At 56.2% G+C, this 16,513-nt stretch carries 10 protein-coding genes and 1 pseudogene; 5 read left to right on the forward strand and 6 right to left on the reverse strand.

Features of this window, described 5'->3' with window-relative positions; translation table 11 throughout:
- From QTL96_RS27160 to QTL96_RS27175, 4 genes are read right to left on the reverse strand one after another with little or no spacing between them, the layout of a single operon-like run.
- A complete protein-coding gene (locus QTL96_RS27160) occupies positions 1-546 on the reverse strand; it encodes a YidB family protein (protein ID WP_289730160.1) in 546 nt (181 codons plus the stop codon).
- Between the two features lie 58 nt (positions 547-604).
- Complete coding sequence (locus tag QTL96_RS27165) at positions 605-1,117, reverse strand: ferritin-like domain-containing protein (RefSeq protein WP_289729902.1); 513 nt, start codon at positions 1,115-1,117, stop codon at positions 605-607.
- Between the two features lie 37 nt (positions 1,118-1,154).
- A complete protein-coding gene (locus tag QTL96_RS27170) occupies positions 1,155-1,685 on the reverse strand; it encodes a DUF3597 domain-containing protein (protein ID WP_289729903.1) in 531 nt (176 codons plus the stop codon).
- Positions 1,686-1,707: 22 nt separating this feature from the next.
- Positions 1,708-2,613, reverse strand: a complete 906-nt coding sequence (locus QTL96_RS27175) for a PhnA-like protein (RefSeq protein WP_289729904.1) — start codon at positions 2,611-2,613, stop codon at positions 1,708-1,710.
- A gap of 1,002 nt (positions 2,614-3,615) precedes the next feature.
- On the opposite strand from QTL96_RS27175, the gene QTL96_RS27180 reads away from it, so the two are divergent.
- From QTL96_RS27180 to QTL96_RS27200, 5 genes and pseudogenes are all read left to right on the forward strand, one after another.
- Complete coding sequence (locus QTL96_RS27180; RefSeq protein WP_289729905.1) at positions 3,616-6,630, forward strand: DEAD/DEAH box helicase; 3,015 nt, start codon at positions 3,616-3,618, stop codon at positions 6,628-6,630.
- Positions 6,623-7,822, forward strand: a complete 1,200-nt coding sequence (locus QTL96_RS27185) for a glycosyltransferase (protein WP_289729906.1) — start codon at positions 6,623-6,625, stop codon at positions 7,820-7,822. The genes QTL96_RS27180 and QTL96_RS27185 overlap by 8 nt, the downstream gene beginning before the upstream one ends.
- Before the next feature lie 141 nt (positions 7,823-7,963).
- Positions 7,964-9,001, forward strand: a pseudogene (locus QTL96_RS27190) (glycosyltransferase); the annotation flags it as partial.
- 10 nt (positions 9,002-9,011) lie between these two features.
- Positions 9,012-12,245: a glycosyltransferase gene (locus tag QTL96_RS27195; RefSeq protein WP_289729907.1), complete on the forward strand. Its 3,234-nt coding sequence runs from the start codon at positions 9,012-9,014 to the stop codon at positions 12,243-12,245.
- A complete protein-coding gene (locus QTL96_RS27200; protein WP_289730161.1) occupies positions 12,245-14,494 on the forward strand; it encodes a glycosyltransferase family 4 protein in 2,250 nt (749 codons plus the stop codon). Before QTL96_RS27195 ends, QTL96_RS27200 begins: the two co-directional genes overlap by 1 nt.
- A gap of 129 nt (positions 14,495-14,623) precedes the next feature.
- Here QTL96_RS27200 and QTL96_RS27205 read toward each other — a convergent pair whose 3' ends face one another.
- Entirely contained in the window at positions 14,624-15,037 is a 414-nt protein-coding gene (locus tag QTL96_RS27205) for a BLUF domain-containing protein (protein ID WP_289729908.1), read from the reverse strand.
- Entirely contained in the window at positions 15,027-16,316 is a 1,290-nt protein-coding gene (locus tag QTL96_RS27210; protein ID WP_289729909.1) for a bifunctional diguanylate cyclase/phosphodiesterase, read from the reverse strand. Before QTL96_RS27210 ends, QTL96_RS27205 begins: the two co-directional genes overlap by 11 nt.
- Between the last annotated feature and the right edge of the window lie 197 nt (positions 16,317-16,513).

Here is a 16,513-nt window from a genome sequence, read left to right on the forward strand (position 1 = left end):
CTAGGCTTGAGTGCCGCCCCTAATGGTCGCGGCGCTTGCTGAATTCAGGAAGTTGTCCTCCGCGTCTGGCACGTTCCCATTCGGGGTGAGATCATCCACCGCAGTCGGGAGATCCCGACTCAAGCGGTCAAGAATTTCCCGCGGTGAGAGGCCCGTCTTGGCAGCGAGTTCGTTGATAACGTCAGGGCCGAGAGCCTCGGATAGCTGGCCGATTTCGATCGGTGCATTGGGGCCAGGCTTCACCCAGCTCTGTGCCTTTTCCTCGTGACCATTCTGCTGGAACGTCTTCAATAGATCACCAATGCCGCCGCTAAGGATTCCGCCAGTCGTCAGGCCGCCCAGAAGATCGCCGAGGCCACCAGGGCCTCCGAAGATGCCGCCGAGTCCGCCGGAAGATTGCGCGTTTGGCGCAGTTTTTCCGGTATGGTCGCCGCTCGCCGACTGAGGATTCTGGATACCTCGAAGGATCTCGGCGATCTTGTCGCGGTTCTGATATCCGGCGACAACCAGGGCACCGAGAAGCGCTTTCATGGGTCCGCTCATCATGGACTTTGCTCCTTCGTTAAAATGGGACGCAAACCCACCAAGATTCGCGTCCGGAAGATCAGGCTCGCTTGCTCGACTTGCCTTCGCCCTTGGCATTTGCCTGTGCTTCGGCGAGCGCGGTGAGCTTCTCGTCGGTGGCCTTCTCTTCTTCAAGGTTTGCCTGCAGAAGCGGAACGGCGTCCTTGAGACCGAGCTGGCCAGCCCACGAAATCAAAGTGCCGTAACGTGCGATTTCGTAATGCTCGACGGCCTGGGCCGACGAGATCAGTCCAGCGTCGAGAGCGGGAGAACCCTTGAACTCCTCTATAATCTCTTCGCCCTCGGCGATAATCCCCTGAATGGCTTCGCAGGTCTTGCCACGCGCTGGCTTTCCAACCAGTTCAAAAACCTGCTCGAGGCGTTCGATCTGGCCCTGGGTCTCGTCGCGGTGCTGGAGGAAACCAGCCTTGCCTTCTTCGGATTCAGCGGCACGGGCCATCTTGGGTAGCGCCTTCAGGATCTGCTTCTCCGCGAAGTAGATATCCTTGAGCGTATCAAGGAAGAGGTCGTCGAGGGTCTTGGTGGTAGCCATTGTATGTCTCCTTTTTATTGATGAGATGTTGGCTCGATCAGTCGAGGAGATTGGCCGGAACCTTGCCGCCGTTCTCCGAAAGCTTCTTCATGAGTGCCCTGTGAAGGAACATGTTCATCTTTGCACTGTCGTGAACGTCGCCCGAATAGCCAAGTTCCTGTGCAAGTTCCTTGCGCTCTTCGAGGCTGGCGTCCATGCCGAGCGCCTTCATCAGGTCGACGATCGAATGCCGCCAGTCGAGCTTCTGGCCGGACTTATTCACTGCTTCGTTGAGGATGGGCTCGATGTCGATTGGTTGGCTGGAGGCAGTCGTCGACGACTCGACTGTCGCGGATTGCTGTCGAGCGGACGACACCATCTGGCCTGTCGACGGAGAAGTGCTTCCGGGCGTCGCGGTTCCGGTTGGAGCCGCGGATGAAGCGGGAGCGGATGCCGATGGTGATGGCGCAGACTGCGCAGGTTTAGGCGAGGAGGGCGATTGTTCGGTCGGGAGAGATGCCCTGCCGCTCGATTGGGATGCGTGGGCTTCGCCGAAGATGGCGTGCTTGATGCGGTCGAAAATGCTCATAAAATGTCTCCTTGGAATGCGATCAGCGGGTGACGTAAACATCCTGATCGCGAACGAGATGGGTGGTACCCACGGCTCCACCGATCCAGGCAGCAATGCCGCCGATGGCCAGAGCGATGAATGCCAGAATAGCGCCTGCTGAGAACGCGGTCGCAGCGACCTGTGCTGCTTCAGTCGCCTGCTGCTTTGCCTGCGCAACGGCGTCCTTGTACTGCTGTTCGTACTGGGCAACCTGCTGCTTTGCCTGGTCGACGGGGACGTTCTGAGCTTTGGCGATCGCATCTGCGGCGCGATTGCGGGCTTCTTCAGCCTTTGCCTCGTCGCCTGTCAGGGCAGCTCGCACCGACGCTACCGCTGCATCCCGCAGGGCCGCCGGATCGTTGCCGCCACTGGCATCACGAACATTGCGCTCGATGCTCGCCATCGGATCCGTGGCCGTAGCGAGGGCAGGGGCGGCAGTCGTGGCAGCAGTCGCAATCGTAGAGCCTGCGCTCGACACGATACCACCGAGACCGTAGAATACGCCGCCGACAAGCGCGCCAACCGATGTCGTCAACAGGTAGACGACGACAAGTGTCGTGACAGCCCAAGAAGCCACGCCGTGCAGCGCGCCGGTCGACCGGACCGGGCGGCCAGACAGCCGGCTCGCGATGTAGCCGCCGACGAACGAGGCAATCAGGCCACTCACGACGAACCAGACAGCAGTGCTGACGGATAGCGTTGTGGCGGAAGGATTGTCACTCGCAGCGGGATCTATGACTGCGGCACCAATGCCGGCGCCAAGCAGATTCAAAAGAAGCTGGACGACGAGTGCGACTGCGACACCTGCGAAGATGGCGCCCCACGACACCTTGTTCAAGGCCGCGTTGAGGTACGGGTTGTCGTCCCGCGTATGAACATGGGAGACGGTGGAAACTGGGTCGGTCATTGGAGGTCCCTTCTCGATCACGGGGTCGTGAGTGCGCACCGATAACCTCGTCCTCGGCATTTGGTTCCAAGCCCCTGAAGTTGATTGCAAAACTGCGAACGATATTGGCGCGGTCGCCGTACTAGCGCCGGTGGTCGCAATGCGGGGTCTTAACGACTATGCAATGTGCCAGGAGCGCGGTGAGGAACTTCGCGCCAACGCGGCCCAGTCATCCCGCCAGGCTTCGTTCGGGGTCACGAACGCATCGTTGAAGGACTTCGCTCGCTTCTCGTGGCAATGACGTAAATCCACCAGTCCGTCGTCGCGCGTCCCGCTGCCTAAAACCCCTCGATGGTGAAACATGGTAGACCGTGGGGTGGCGGCGAAGGATCAGCAAGAGCCATCCCTTCGCCGGTCGCCAAGGCGGACAAGGGACGAAACCGTGGCGACTTTATTCTAAACTTGCGTCTATCTGGAGAGTTCCGGTAACGCCAGCGCTCTGACTTGCCCGCTAAAACCGCTTACCGCCAGATCGATTTCAATGGGCGAGAATAAGAGACCTTTGCCTTTGCCCCCACGCCGGCTCGTGATGGGCACTCAGAATACGAAACTAAACCTTCTTTTCCGCGACCGATGTAGGATGCCGCGGAGGTTGGTTTTGGCCCATGGAAAAACTTCGCGGCGTTGATCTGGCTGTCATCGCTCCGTTCGGAACCTAGTCACGCGACCATCGTTGACTACCGCCATTCCTCCGCCCTCGATACATGGTTCACCTTGATGACAGTTTTTCCAAGTCCCGATACCGCTGCGAATTCCTCCTTCGTCGCTAGCGAACTTGCTCGCCATGTCGGAGCCGACACCCGCGACGACATTGTCTTCATCGCCCGCTCGGACGGACGTGCAAAGCGTATAGTCGAGGCATGCAACTGCATCTCGTTCGCAAACAAATTCGTTTATCTACCCGCCTGGGACTGTCTACCGTATGACAGAGTACCGCCATCGCGAGCTGCAATGGGGATGAGAATGGATGCCCTACGCGACTGGTTGGCGACGGATCGAGGTGGGCGATTGTGTGTGACATCGCTTGAAGCCATGCTGCAGCGCGTCCCACCTGAAAAAGTTATCCAGTCGGCCTACTTCGAGGTCACGGTCGGCAGCCGGTTTGATGTTTCTTCGTTCGAAGCTTTCCTCTCGCATACAGGTTACACAGTTGATGGCATCGTTGACGAGCCAGGTGAGGTGGCAATCCTTAAGGACGTCGTTGATATATTTCCTGCCGGCGGTAACCTTCCAATGCGATGCTATTTGAATGATGTTGGTATCGTAGAGGAACTCTGGTTTTATGATCCAGTGACACAGCGCACGCAAGCAAGTGTCCAAACGATGGTATTTGGGCCAGCTTCCGAGATCATATTGGCCCCCGGAAAAAAGCTCGACGAAACATTCAACGGCCAAACCGCTCATGCTCAAATTCTTGGAAATTACAGCGAACTCCGATCAGTTTTCGACGTTCTAAAACCCGCCGTTTTCTTGATAGAGCAAGAAGTAGACACTAGGGTAGACGAGTATCTCGATATCATAGAGGATGCGCGAATATCCTCAGGCGCAACCGTAACGCAGCGCGCACTCTACCTTGACCGAGTATCTTGGGACAACGCGCGCTCGTCGCCGGGCTGGTCACTGTTAAACATAGAGGGCTTTTCCCCCCTGACGATAGGTCGAAAAGGGTTCAAAGCTCTGACAGAGCTTGTCAACAGTGCCGCTAAAGCGGGCACTTCCCTTGCGATAGTCGGAGACGAACCACAGCTGAGCCGATTGACGGATCGGTTGAGAAAATCGATGAACACGAACGTCGTTCCTACGACGACTTGGCAAGGGCTCTTGGATGGAGCACCGGTTGTGCGAAGCGGAAGGATCCCGTGGACACAAGGGTATGTAGATCATAGGCGAGATTTGATTGTGGTGACTTGCCATGACATTCTTGGGCCACCGATCGGCAACCAACGCGACGTCGCCAGGTCAATTCTGCGAACGCCCGATCTCCAGATTGGTGACGTTGTTGTCCACGAAGAACACGGGATTGCGATCTTGCGCGCAATCGAAACCACCGTCGTCGATGGCGTAGAGTTTGATTCAGTGCGGCTCGAATTTTATGGGGGTGCTTCGATCATCGTACCCATGAAAGACTTCGGTCTCCTGTGGCGATACGGCGGCGAGTTCTCATCGGTAACTCTGGATCGTCTCAACACAAAGGGATGGAAGAAGAAACGGGAAGACCTGGAGCGGGATATACTGTCGGCAGCCAAACATCTGGTTGACGTTGCCCGAAGACGCTCCGAGACAAAATCGGAACCACTGGCTCCGCCGGAAGACAGGTATCAAAATTTCGTCGCGCGCTTTCCCTACAGTCTCACGACCGACCAGATAATCGCGATAGATGATTGTCTAACCGATCTGGGGAGTGGCCGCCCTATGGATCGTTTGATCTGCGGTGATGTCGGATTCGGAAAAACGGAGATTGCTTTGAGAGCTGCGGCGGCCGTTGCGATGTGCAATAGGCAAGTGGCAGTGGTAGCGCCGACGACTGTTCTGGCCAGACAACATTATGATGTGTTTAAGAAGAGATTTGCGAAGGCCGGTCTGAGGGTCGGCCTACTTTCACGCGCAGTGAAATGGGAGGAGGTCACAAACACGCTCAACGCGATTGCGGCCGGCACAATCGACATTGTTATTGCGACCCATGCAATCCTGGGGGAGCACGTGATCTTCCAGAAGCTGGGATTGGTTGTTATCGACGAAGAGCATCGTTTCGGCGCAGCTGACAAAGCTGCAATGCGGTCCCTTTCGCCAAACATCCACGTTCTGGCCTTATCTGCAACTCCCATCCCCCGCACGTTGCAAACAGCGCTCATCGGCGTTCAAGATGTGAGCTTGCTCACAACGCCACCATCTCGTCGCCGCCCGGTAAGGACCTTCATCCTACATACCGACACGCCGACGATCCGTGCAGCTTTGCTGCGTGAAAGGCGTCGTGGCGGACAATCCTTCTTCGTCGCCCCACGAATTGCCGATATCGGCCCGCTCCAGGCAATGCTTTCGGAGATAGTACCTGAACTCGCAGTTTTGGTCGCGCACGGCAAGATGGCGATCGATAAGATGGAAGATGCGGTTGTCCGCTTTTCCGAAGGCGAGGCCGACATCCTATTGTCAACCAATATTATTGAAAGTGGTCTCGATGTCTCCCGCGCGAATACGATCTTTGTCTGGCGTTCTGACCGATTTGGTCTGGCACAGCTTCACCAATTGCGGGGCCGCGTTGGAAGAGGCCGGTCTCAAGGGCTCGCCTATCTGTTGACCGAGATGGGCGAGGAGGCAAATGATGATAGTCGCCAGCGTTTATCGTCACTGCTCAAGTTCGATCGTCTGGGCTCAGGAGCCGACGTAGCAATGAATGATCTTGAGCTGCGTGGCGCTGGTAACGTAGCAGGCGAGGAGCAGGCAGGGCACATTAAGGTTCTCGGAACTGATCTCTATCGGGAGCTTCTCGCAAAAGCTGTAAGCTCGCTTCGCGGGGGAAAAGCGGCGTTACCTCATCTTCCTGATTTCGAGGTCGGCGTAACCGGCTTCATCCCCTGCGATTATGTTCCCGATGCAACGGTGAGGCTAAGCTTTTACACCCGTCTCCTGAAGATGAAATTGTCGGAAGAGTTTGACGAGTTGGAAGAAGAGATGTTGGATCGTTTCGGAGAACCCACCGACCCGGTGGTGACGTTGCTTCGATCGGCTCGTCTGCGAGCGCAAGCCGGTCGTATCGGTATTGCATCGGTCCTTGCAGGACCAGAAGGAACTGCAATCGAATTTCACAAACACGCAGATGCTTCGATACTGGCAGAGTGGAAAAGATCGGCAAGCGCAAGTGTTAAAGGCAGGAGGATTCTGTTCGACGGGCGGGCCGAGACCGATGAACGCTTGCCGTTCCTCGAGAGCCTTTTCGCAACGGCAGCCGGTTCCGACAACAAAGGCAGACGGCATGAATGACTCTCTCGGCCACGCAAGACGCCGGCTTGTGGTCATCAGCGACTACCAGGAGGGATGCTTCCAGGACGTGGCGCTTCCTTCGGCTGCGGATTTCCAAGCCATATGGGAGGCACTTGGCATTCGGGGGAAAGGTTTTGAAGCGGAACCAAGTGAAAAGTTCGATGTAGAGGGCAGCTATATAGAGCGTCTCCCACTTGCTTTCTTGCGATCAGGACTTGTCGATAGCGCCGAGATCTGGACCCATAGTAGAGATCCAAAGCCATCTCTTGCTACACGTGGCAGTGGACCACTGAGGCGCAGGTCATTCAGAATGAATGGTCCAATGGCTCCGTTCGCCTCGAACGACATGGTGGGCTATATAGCCGCTTTTGGCGCACCAGACTTTTTATGTGTGTGGGGCCTCGGCGTCGACGAGGAAATCATGCGCGCCTGCAGTGAGAGCTTTAAGATTTATAATTCGATCGATGCGCCAGCGCTGCGGATCCCGCCCGAGGTAAGCAGACATTTTGATCTCGTGCTGACTGGCGCCGATTGGCAGTCTGAGGAAGTTCAACGCGTCCATCCCGGCATGGCGACACTGGTGCTGCCCATTGGACCAGAATTCGCGTCCGAGACGATGTTCAGACCACTGGACCTGGAAAAGGTCTATGACGTCATTTATGTGGCCGCCGCACAACCATACAAACGCCACGACCTGCTCTTCGAAGCGTTGGCAAAAGTTCCCATGCCGCTTAAAGCACTATGTGTTTGCGGTTATGGAGAGTTGGTCGACGCCTTCAGAGCCCAAACATCGGAGCTCGGTCTGGATGTAGAATTCATCGGACCACCTGGCGTCGGCTACGACGACGTCAACAGATACATGAACCAATCGAGGATTGGAGTGGTCTGTGGTGTGGACGATGGGGCGCCAGCTATTCTTACGGAATACATGCTCGCAGGAATTCCGGTGCTAGCGAACAGTAAACTTGCCTGCGGGCTTCAGTACATCACGCGTGAAACTGGCTTGGCTGTCGACGGTGCTCTGTTCTCCCAAGGCATCGTCGAAATGCTCTCGAGAGTGAGTGATTTTTCACCAAGACAGACCGTCTGTGAAAACTGGCTTTGGCCCTCCTCGATCGAGAAACTTGCACACGCTATCAAGTCGAATCCGAGGGGGCATCTTATTTTTGGGAGCAAGGAACCATCGTCATAAATGCAGGTTCACTAACGCAACGTAGCGTGGGGATTTGGCATGAATCTTGTGACGGCTTTCAAGGCGCTTGATCATCGCTCACCGATAGTTTGTTTCTCCCATCTTCGTTGGGACTTTGTGGTTCAACGACCGCAGCATCTGATGGAAAGATTCTCTTGCGATCGGCTGGTCATTTTTTTTGAAGAGTTCATTCCAACCGACCACCATTTGGCATATTTCGAAGTCCATAGTTTCGAGGGAACGGCAGTTAAAGCGATCCGACCGCGCATCCCGCATTGGTGGTCAGAAGCTGAACGGGAAGCTACTCTGTCGCGGCTGCTCGATGAGGTGATCGCTTCGTTTTGCGGAGCCAAGCCGATTTTGTGGTTTTACACCCCTTTGATGTTCTCCTTTGCCCGTCATGTCGACGCGGATGCGGTTGTCTACGACTGCATGGATGAACTCGCAAATTTCAAGTTTGCACCACCCGCACTTAAGGATGCAGAGGGTTCGCTGTTGAGCCGGGCGGATGTGGTGTTCACTGGCGGAAAGAGCCTTTTCGAAGCCAAAAGCAATCGTCACACCAACGTCCACTGTTTTCCGTCGAGTGTCGATGTCACACACTTCGGCTCGGCGAGAGCCCGTAATGACACGCCGAATGACCAGACCTCGATCGGCTTGCCGCGCCTCGGCTATATTGGCGTAATTGATGAGCGGATTGACTTGGAGCTGGTAGACGAAGTCGCGAAAATGAGGCCGAACTTTTCGTTCGTCTTCGTGGGTCCCGTCGTGAAGATCTCACCGTCGGACCTGCCTAAACGAGCGAACCTTCATTATCTCGGTCGAAAAAGCTACCATGAGCTTCCAGCATATCTAAGCGGCTGGCGAGCAGCTTTGATGCCATTCGCGCACAACGATGCCACCCGCTATATTAGTCCCACCAAGACCCCTGAATATCTTGCCGCCGGCGTTCCAGTCGTTAGCACGCGTATCGCAGATGTCGTGTCGGGCTACAGCAAAGTACAGGGGGTCTTTCTCGTGGACGGAGCCGAACACTTCGCTGCAGCCTGCGATGAGGCTTGTCGAATGGATCCCGGCGATCCGGCCTGGCGTGCCGTGATCGATGAAAAGCTTTCCGAGTCGTCTTGGGACAAGACGTTCGCAAAGATGAGCGCCTTGGTGGAACACGCGGTCGCACGAGAAGAACTCCATGTCTGACGCCAAACGCGTGGTTATCGCCACAGACAGCCTAGAGCCGTCGGGGTTGGGGAAGCACATGCTCGACCTCGGACAAGGCTTGCAAGAGACGTTTGACGTAACATTCGCGGTCGTTGGTGACGACCGGACTGGCTTACTCCCGCGGGCGGCTCGCCGCGGCCTGAGGGTAAAGTTGGCGAGAGATGATGTGGAGTTTCGCGACTGGTTGCAGCGCGCCGGCGTTGATCTGTTGCACGTCCACGCTGGAATAGGATGGGAAGGCCATGAACTTTCCTCGGCCGGAATCGATTGCAACATCCCCGTTATCCGGACCGAGCATCTCCCATACTTGCTGACAGATCCGAAGCAAAAAGAACGCTACCGCGCAGCCACGGAACGCATCTCCCAACACATCGTGGTCTCCGCAGCTTCTAAGGCAAGCTACCTAGCCGAAGGGGTCTCCAGCGATCGCATCACCGTTGTCAGGAATGGCGTTCAGCCTATGACACCGACCAGACCCTCGGGCTCGATTGATGAAGAACTTGCGATTGCGGGGAAGATTGTTCTGCTGACAGTTGCGCGCCTTTCCGCTCAAAAGGACCATGCGTCCCTCATCAAGGCTTTCCCCACGATCTTAGCAGCGGTCCCGTCGGCCATTCTTCTCCTCGTGGGAACGGGGGAGGAGCAGTCAAATTTGGAAGCTCTTGTCGAGGATCTCGGTCTGACATCGCTTGTCCGTTTTCTGGGATCGAGAGCCGACGTCGCTGACCTGATGCTGGCAGCGGATGTCTTCATTCTCCCATCGCAGTTCGAGGGGCTCCCCCTAGCTGTTCTCGAAGCCATGTCGGTCGGATTGCCGGTCGTAGCGACCCGAATTGGCGGAAGCGTCGAGGCATTGGGTGAAGAGTATGAGTATTTCGCTGAGCCGGGGAAAGAAAGTTCCATTGCTGAGGTCGTCATTCGGGCGCTCCAAGATGCTGACCGATTGGAGACAGCTAGCGAAGCCGGTCGGGAACGGTACGGACGCCATTTCACTGCCTCCCGCATGGTTAGTGAGACCGCCGAGGTCTACGGTCGCCACGCAGGCTCTCAAAGCTCGAAGGGTAACATGATGACAAAAACGCGCCTCGGTTTCATCGGTGTTGGCGGTATCGCGCAACGTCACCTGAACGTTCTTGCGACCTTTAAAGACACTGAACTTGTTGCCTTTTGCGATCCGGACCTTGATCGCGCGGTCTCGGCCGCCTCTCGCTTTGGCGCCAGATCCTACAAAGCGCATAGAGAGATGCTCGACGCCGAGGATTTGGATGCAGTCTATATCTGCATTCCACCGTTTGCTCATGGCGACGCGGAGTTTGAATTGATTGAGCGGAGCATTCCGTTTTTCGTCGAGAAGCCACTGACGAGAGACATCAAGCTTGCAGAAGAGATCGCACACAAGGTCAGCGCCGCAGGTCTGGTCACCGGCGTGGGCTACCATTGGCGATACCTGGATATCGTCGATGAAGCGCGCGAGTTACTCAAAGACAATCCAGCGCAGCTCCTTTCGGGGTATTGGCTCGATTCGACGCCGCCTCCTCAGTGGTGGTGGAAAGAAGAGCAGTCCGGCGGGCAGATGGTCGAGCAAACGACACACCTCCTTGACCTTGCCCGGTTTCTTATCGGCGAAGTCACTGAGGTTTACGGCAGGACGGGCCATTTGGACCGTGGGGATTTCCCTGGCCTTGACGTTCCAACGGTGACTACAGCCAACCTAACCTTCGAGACAGGAGTATTGGCCAATATCTCATCAACCTGTTTGCTTGGCTGGAGCCATAGGGTAGGTCTCCACATCTTCGCAGACAAACTGGCAATCGAATTAAACGATCATGAGATCATGGTTGATGTCGGTCGGGGTCGCCCAGTTCGCGCAGCCGTTGGCGACCCGGTCTGGAGAGAAGATAGGGATTTCATCGATGCGGTAGCAGGGGGGCCGAACAACATCCGTTGCCCTTACGGCGACGCGCTTATCACGCACCGGCTTGCTCTCGCCGTTGTTGCGTCGGCAAATAGCGGCGATGCTGTGAGGTTGAAGCCTGCGGCATTCAATCGCAGCACCTTGCCGCCGCTTCAATCTGAACAGGTCGATGATCTGGATCAGCCTTTGCCGGCTGGTCACCGGTTAGTCCGATCTCTCGGCGTCAAAGGTCCGTTGGAAGCCTATTTTTTTGAATACGAGGAAGGACCGACGCCGGACGGACAAGTCAGGCTGGAGACGCTTTATACGGGACTGTCAGCGGGCACGGAACTAACGTTCCTCAAGAATACCAACCCGTACTTCCATTCTCGCTTCGACGGTCAGCGCGGCGTTTTCTTGCGAAGCGAGCCCGATCTTCATTACCCGGTCCCCTTCCTCGGCTACATGGAGGTGGCGAAAGTGGTCGAATCCAGGGCCGCGGGTTTCCGAGATGGACAGATTATTTGTGGGACTTATGGCCATAAAAGCGGTCATACCGCAGACCCTTATCACGAAACGCTGATCCCACTCCCAGATGACGTCGACCCGGTTCTTGGGGTCTTCGCCGCCCAAATGGGTCCAATTGCCGCCAACGGTATCCTTCACGCCGATGCCGAAGTGTTTGGATCCCATGTTCCATCGCTCGGCGCGAGCATCGCTGGACGTCCCGTGCTTGTCTGCGGCGGAGGGCCCGTCGGATTCATGACGGCTCTACTCGCCCGGAAAGCGGGGGCGTCTGAAGTGGTGATCACCGACCCGTCGTCATTCCGACGCGCCAGGGCCGAAGCTTTGGGATTCGTCGCGCTCACCGATGACGAGGCGTGGCAATACACTAAGGCGAGATGGCACGACGGGACCATGGGTCGGGGTGCCGACATTGTGTTCCAGACAAGAGCCAGCGCTGAGAGCCTGCATCTCGCGATGAAAGCATTGCGGCCCCAAGGTGTCGTCATCGATCTTGCTTTTTATCAGGCCGGTTCTCCTGATCTAAGACTTGGAGAGGAATTCCATCACAACGGCCTGAGCATCAAATGCGCTCAAATCAACAGAGTGCCACGGGGGCTCTCTGCGAGTTGGGACAGGCGCCGCCTGGCGGCGAATACGGTCGACGTACTCCGTTGCGATGGCCGGGCTATCAGAGACCATCTGATAACCGATATTGTGCCGATGTCGGATGGCCCCTTGTTCCTGCGAAGTCTGATCGACAACCGACCGGACTTTATCCAGATCGTCTTTCAGGCTGACCTATGATCGGTGACGATAAATCGCCTACACGAATTCTATTTGTATTCGCCTGGCTCGTCGTCGGCGGCGAGGAGACGGAGGTTCGTCTTCTTGCAGCCAACCTAGATCCTGATCGGTACAAGATAGATGTCGTCGCGTGCTTTCGTAAACCTGGGATGCCGGAACAAACACACCAGCAACTTGAAGCGCTCGGCGTACACGTCGACACAACACCTTACGATCTCTCATTCGATGACACGGTCGCTTACCTCGCCGGGAAGGTGCCGGCATATGATCTCGTCGTCTCCTGCCAGAACGTCGCCGACATATACCCTGCCTTGGAGAGGCTTAAACTGCGCCCTCCGCTAATCGAGCATGGAGGGCTGGTATCTGAAGCCGAGGCAGGGCCAAAGCATTTCACTTCGCGTTACGTTGGTGTGTGTCGCACAATCACCGAGGCGGCTGCAGCCCGAATGCCTGGACGCGAGTCCCATGCAGTCGAAATTCCCTCTATGGTCGATCTCAGCGAGTTCGGAAACGGTCGACGTAGCGCGGTTCGATCGGTGCTCGGGATAGACGAAAGCGAGGTCCTTATCGGCTGGGTGGGAAGACTGGACCCCAAAAAGAACGTCGACGACTTCATCGATGCGGCGGCGTCACTTCAGGGAAGGTGCCCAACTGCAAAATTTATCGTCGTCGGCGGCCCTGACGCCTTTCACCCCGATTACGCTGTTGAGCTCCGTCAGCGTGCAACCGCGCTCGGTCTCGGTACAAGGTTGACCTTCCTTGGAGACCGGACGGACGTCCCGGATCTCCTGTCAGCAATGGATATCTTCGTCTGGCTTTCCAAGGGCGAGGGAATGCCCCACGTGATCGCAGAGGCAGGCGCTGCATCTCTTCCGGTCATCGCAACGCCTGACAACGGTGCTCTGCAGCAGATTGAGGATGGAGTCTCCGGCATTTTGGTTCCGCACGGAGATGTGGGAGCAGTTGCGGTTGGCATTCAAAAATTGATCAAAGATAGAGATGAGCGCAAACGCCTGGGTCAGCAGCTGAGGCTGAAGATCGAGGAGCGCTACAGCGTTTCGGCTGTAATACCGCTGTGGGAGAAGTTGTTCTCGGACGTTTTGCTCGAACGGCAGGCCGGGCGTCCCAAAAAGATTTTCAAATCCTTCTTGCAAGGCGGCTTTGAATGCTCGACCCATCGTCTGCGGCAAAGGGAAGGGGAACCGCACGGGCGTCGTCTGGATATCATCCACGCTACACAGCACGAGGACCACGCCTACCAAGACTATCTGCGACTACAGGAGTTCGGGATAAAAACGGTCCGCGACGGGTTCCGATGGCACCTGATTGATAGAGCCGGCAGCTACGATTGGTCGAGCGTTCGCTCAATGCTGAGGGCGGCATCACTCTCGGGTACACAGGTCATTTGGGATCTGCTCCACTATGGTTGGCCTGACGATCTGGACATCTGGTCGCCGAAATTCGTCGAGCGTTTCGCAAAATTTGCCGGAGCATGTGCCGATGTCGTGCGAGATGAAACCGATCTGGTTCCGTTCTACTGCCCAGTGAACGAGATTTCGTTCTTTGCATGGGGTGGAGGCGACGCCGCGTACTTGAATCCTTTCTCGAGACATCGTGGGTTTGAGTTGAAGGTTCAGTTAGCACGCGCCTCAATCGCGGCCATGGACGCGATCCGAGAGGTCGATGCACGCGCCCGTTTTGTCCACTGCGATCCGGTTATCAACGTCGTCGCCGATCGCGAGCGCCCGTGGGAAACTGCCGCCGCCGAAGGCCACCGGCTTGCACAGTTTCAAGGTTGGGATTTAATCGAAGGCAGGATTTGGCCACAGATCGGAGGCCGAGCTGACTATCTGGATATCGTTGGCGTCAATTATTACTTTAACAACCAATGGATCCACGGAGGGCCTCCGATCGATATCGGGCACAGACGGTACAAACCGCTTCGCAACATTCTCTTAGAGACATACGCCCGTTATGGCCGTCCGATCCTGATAGCCGAAACTGGTATCGAAGGGAACCGGAGAGCATCGTGGATCCAGTACGTAGCTGATGAAGCTTCTGCGGCGATCGCAGCAGGCGTTCCGTTGGAAGGAGTGTGTCTCTACCCCATTTTGGATCATCCAGGCTGGGATGACAATCGTGACTGCCGAAACGGTCTTCTGTCCTCCTCCGTCAGGCCAAATTTTCGACCAATTTCTGATCAAGATTTTGCCCGCAGTATTGAAACCGCCTTCGCGCGTTTCTCATGACGCCGATGCGCGACGTGTCGCCGGCAGACCAGTCATCAGCCTGTCTCTCTACTCCGTTTATTCGGCATGCTTGAGGTTACGCCGTGGCCGCACCGGTTTCGCGTTTCTTTTGCGCTTACACGGATATGGCTAGTCGCTGCGGCCGCCAAAAACTAAACTTGCAACTTTTTGGAAGAGTTCCTGACCGGAAAATGACCGCGGATTGAAACTGCTCGCGTCGACCACCGCGCTCGTCGACCTGGTGACATTGGACCCTACATAGGTCATTGCCCAACGAGCAAATGTCCTATTTAGCACTGGCGCGAAGTCGACAATCTGAACATCGCAATGTCTTGGATCCATCTGAATCCTCTCAAAAGTTTCTTCGACGGCAGCCTGCGAGCCCTCAAGCACCTGTGCAAAAAATCCTTCATCGAACATCAAGGCGCCCGTAACCCCAGCCTCCTCGTTGTTGCGCTGGCTGATGCGCAAAATGGCGTCGATCTCATTGTGACCGAGTTCGGATTCTGGATTCCGACTATAATAAACGAGTCTATAAATCATCTTCGGCCTCGCTGCTGTTTGCGATCCGTGTAGCATCCTCGGCAGCCATCGGACGTCCTGTTAGATATCCTTGAACTAGGGAGCAGCCGGCTTCGCGGACAAGCGCTAGCTGTTGCTCAGTCTCTACACCTTCGGCGATCGTTTCCATATCCAATGCTTGCGCGATACCAATCGCCGCCTTTAGGATGGCTTGGTTTGCTTTTGACGGCGCCGATCTCACGAATGCCTGATCGATCTTGAGTTTGTCAAACGAGAAACGCTGTAAATATGCCAGTGAGGAATAGCCCGTTCCGAAATCGTCCAGTGCGAGACGGACCCCAACTCGGCGTAGGCGATCGATCAGAGATATTACGGTGCTGTCATTCGGCAGGAGGACACCCTCCGTCACTTCGAGCTCCAGTCTTTCTGGTTTGATCTGCGCGGCCTCTAAAGCGCTTTTTACCACACCTTCAAAGTCGCCATCCTCGAGTTGTGCAGGAGACACGTTGACTGAGACGGACATACCTGAGGGCCATCCACTCGCAACAAGACAGGCTTGTCGAAGGACCCATGAGCCAATGCTTTGGATCAAGCCGAGATCCTCTGCGAGGGGAATGAACACCGCGGGCGACACTGGTCCACGCCTCTCGTGCACCCAACGAACCAATGCTTCGAAGCCAACCAGACGCCCGTTCGAAATATTGAATTGCGGCTGGAACACCACTTCAAATCCGTTCAAAGAAACTGCTCGACGCAGATCCACTTCCAGATCACGACGGGCCTCTACAACCTCGAGCATCGCGGAACTGAAGGTAGACACGCCGCCTCTCGATCCCTTGCCTGCTGCCATCAGGGCGATCCTTGCGTGTTGGATTGTGGTTTCGCCAGAAGTATCCACGTCAATAGAGGCAATCCCGACTGAGCTGCGCACATGAACTGCTTGTCCGCCAAGGAGCATTGGACGGTTGACGACCTCTACCAGGTGTTCAGCGGTTGATACTGCTGAGGCGTCGTCAGGTTCGTTCAGAAGAATGAGGAAGGTGTTTCGGGAACCGCGGTAAATCGCCTGACGATCAACGATACGGCGCAGCCTGGCCAGGATGGTAGACTCGACACGATCAACCATGTCGTCACTCAGCATATCCCACGACATGCCCTGGTCGAACGCGACCATCAGCACGTGACTGCCTGCGCTTCGTGTTTTGATTCTATCGAGCAAATCTGTCCTGGATGGCACCGCTTCACCATTCGCTGGCGATGCACGCATGGCCACGTGTCGGGTTAGCAAATCATCTGTCAAGGCGGTCTCCTTCACTGCGAACCCGGACAATGGCCCAGAGCAAGTTAACGAATGATGCGATCCGTTGGACTTGGTAAATTCGGCTGTCGCTGCACTGAGTGGTTAAAGGCGGCTTGCCCGGCAGTAATGACCTCAGCTTCGGCCCTCGATGAGGTGGCGGAAGAAGCGCGGAGATCGAGCGGGGCGAGCACACCATG

This window comes from Rhizobium sp. S163 (assembly GCF_030380805.1).
GTDB lineage: Bacteria > Pseudomonadota > Alphaproteobacteria > Rhizobiales > Rhizobiaceae > Rhizobium.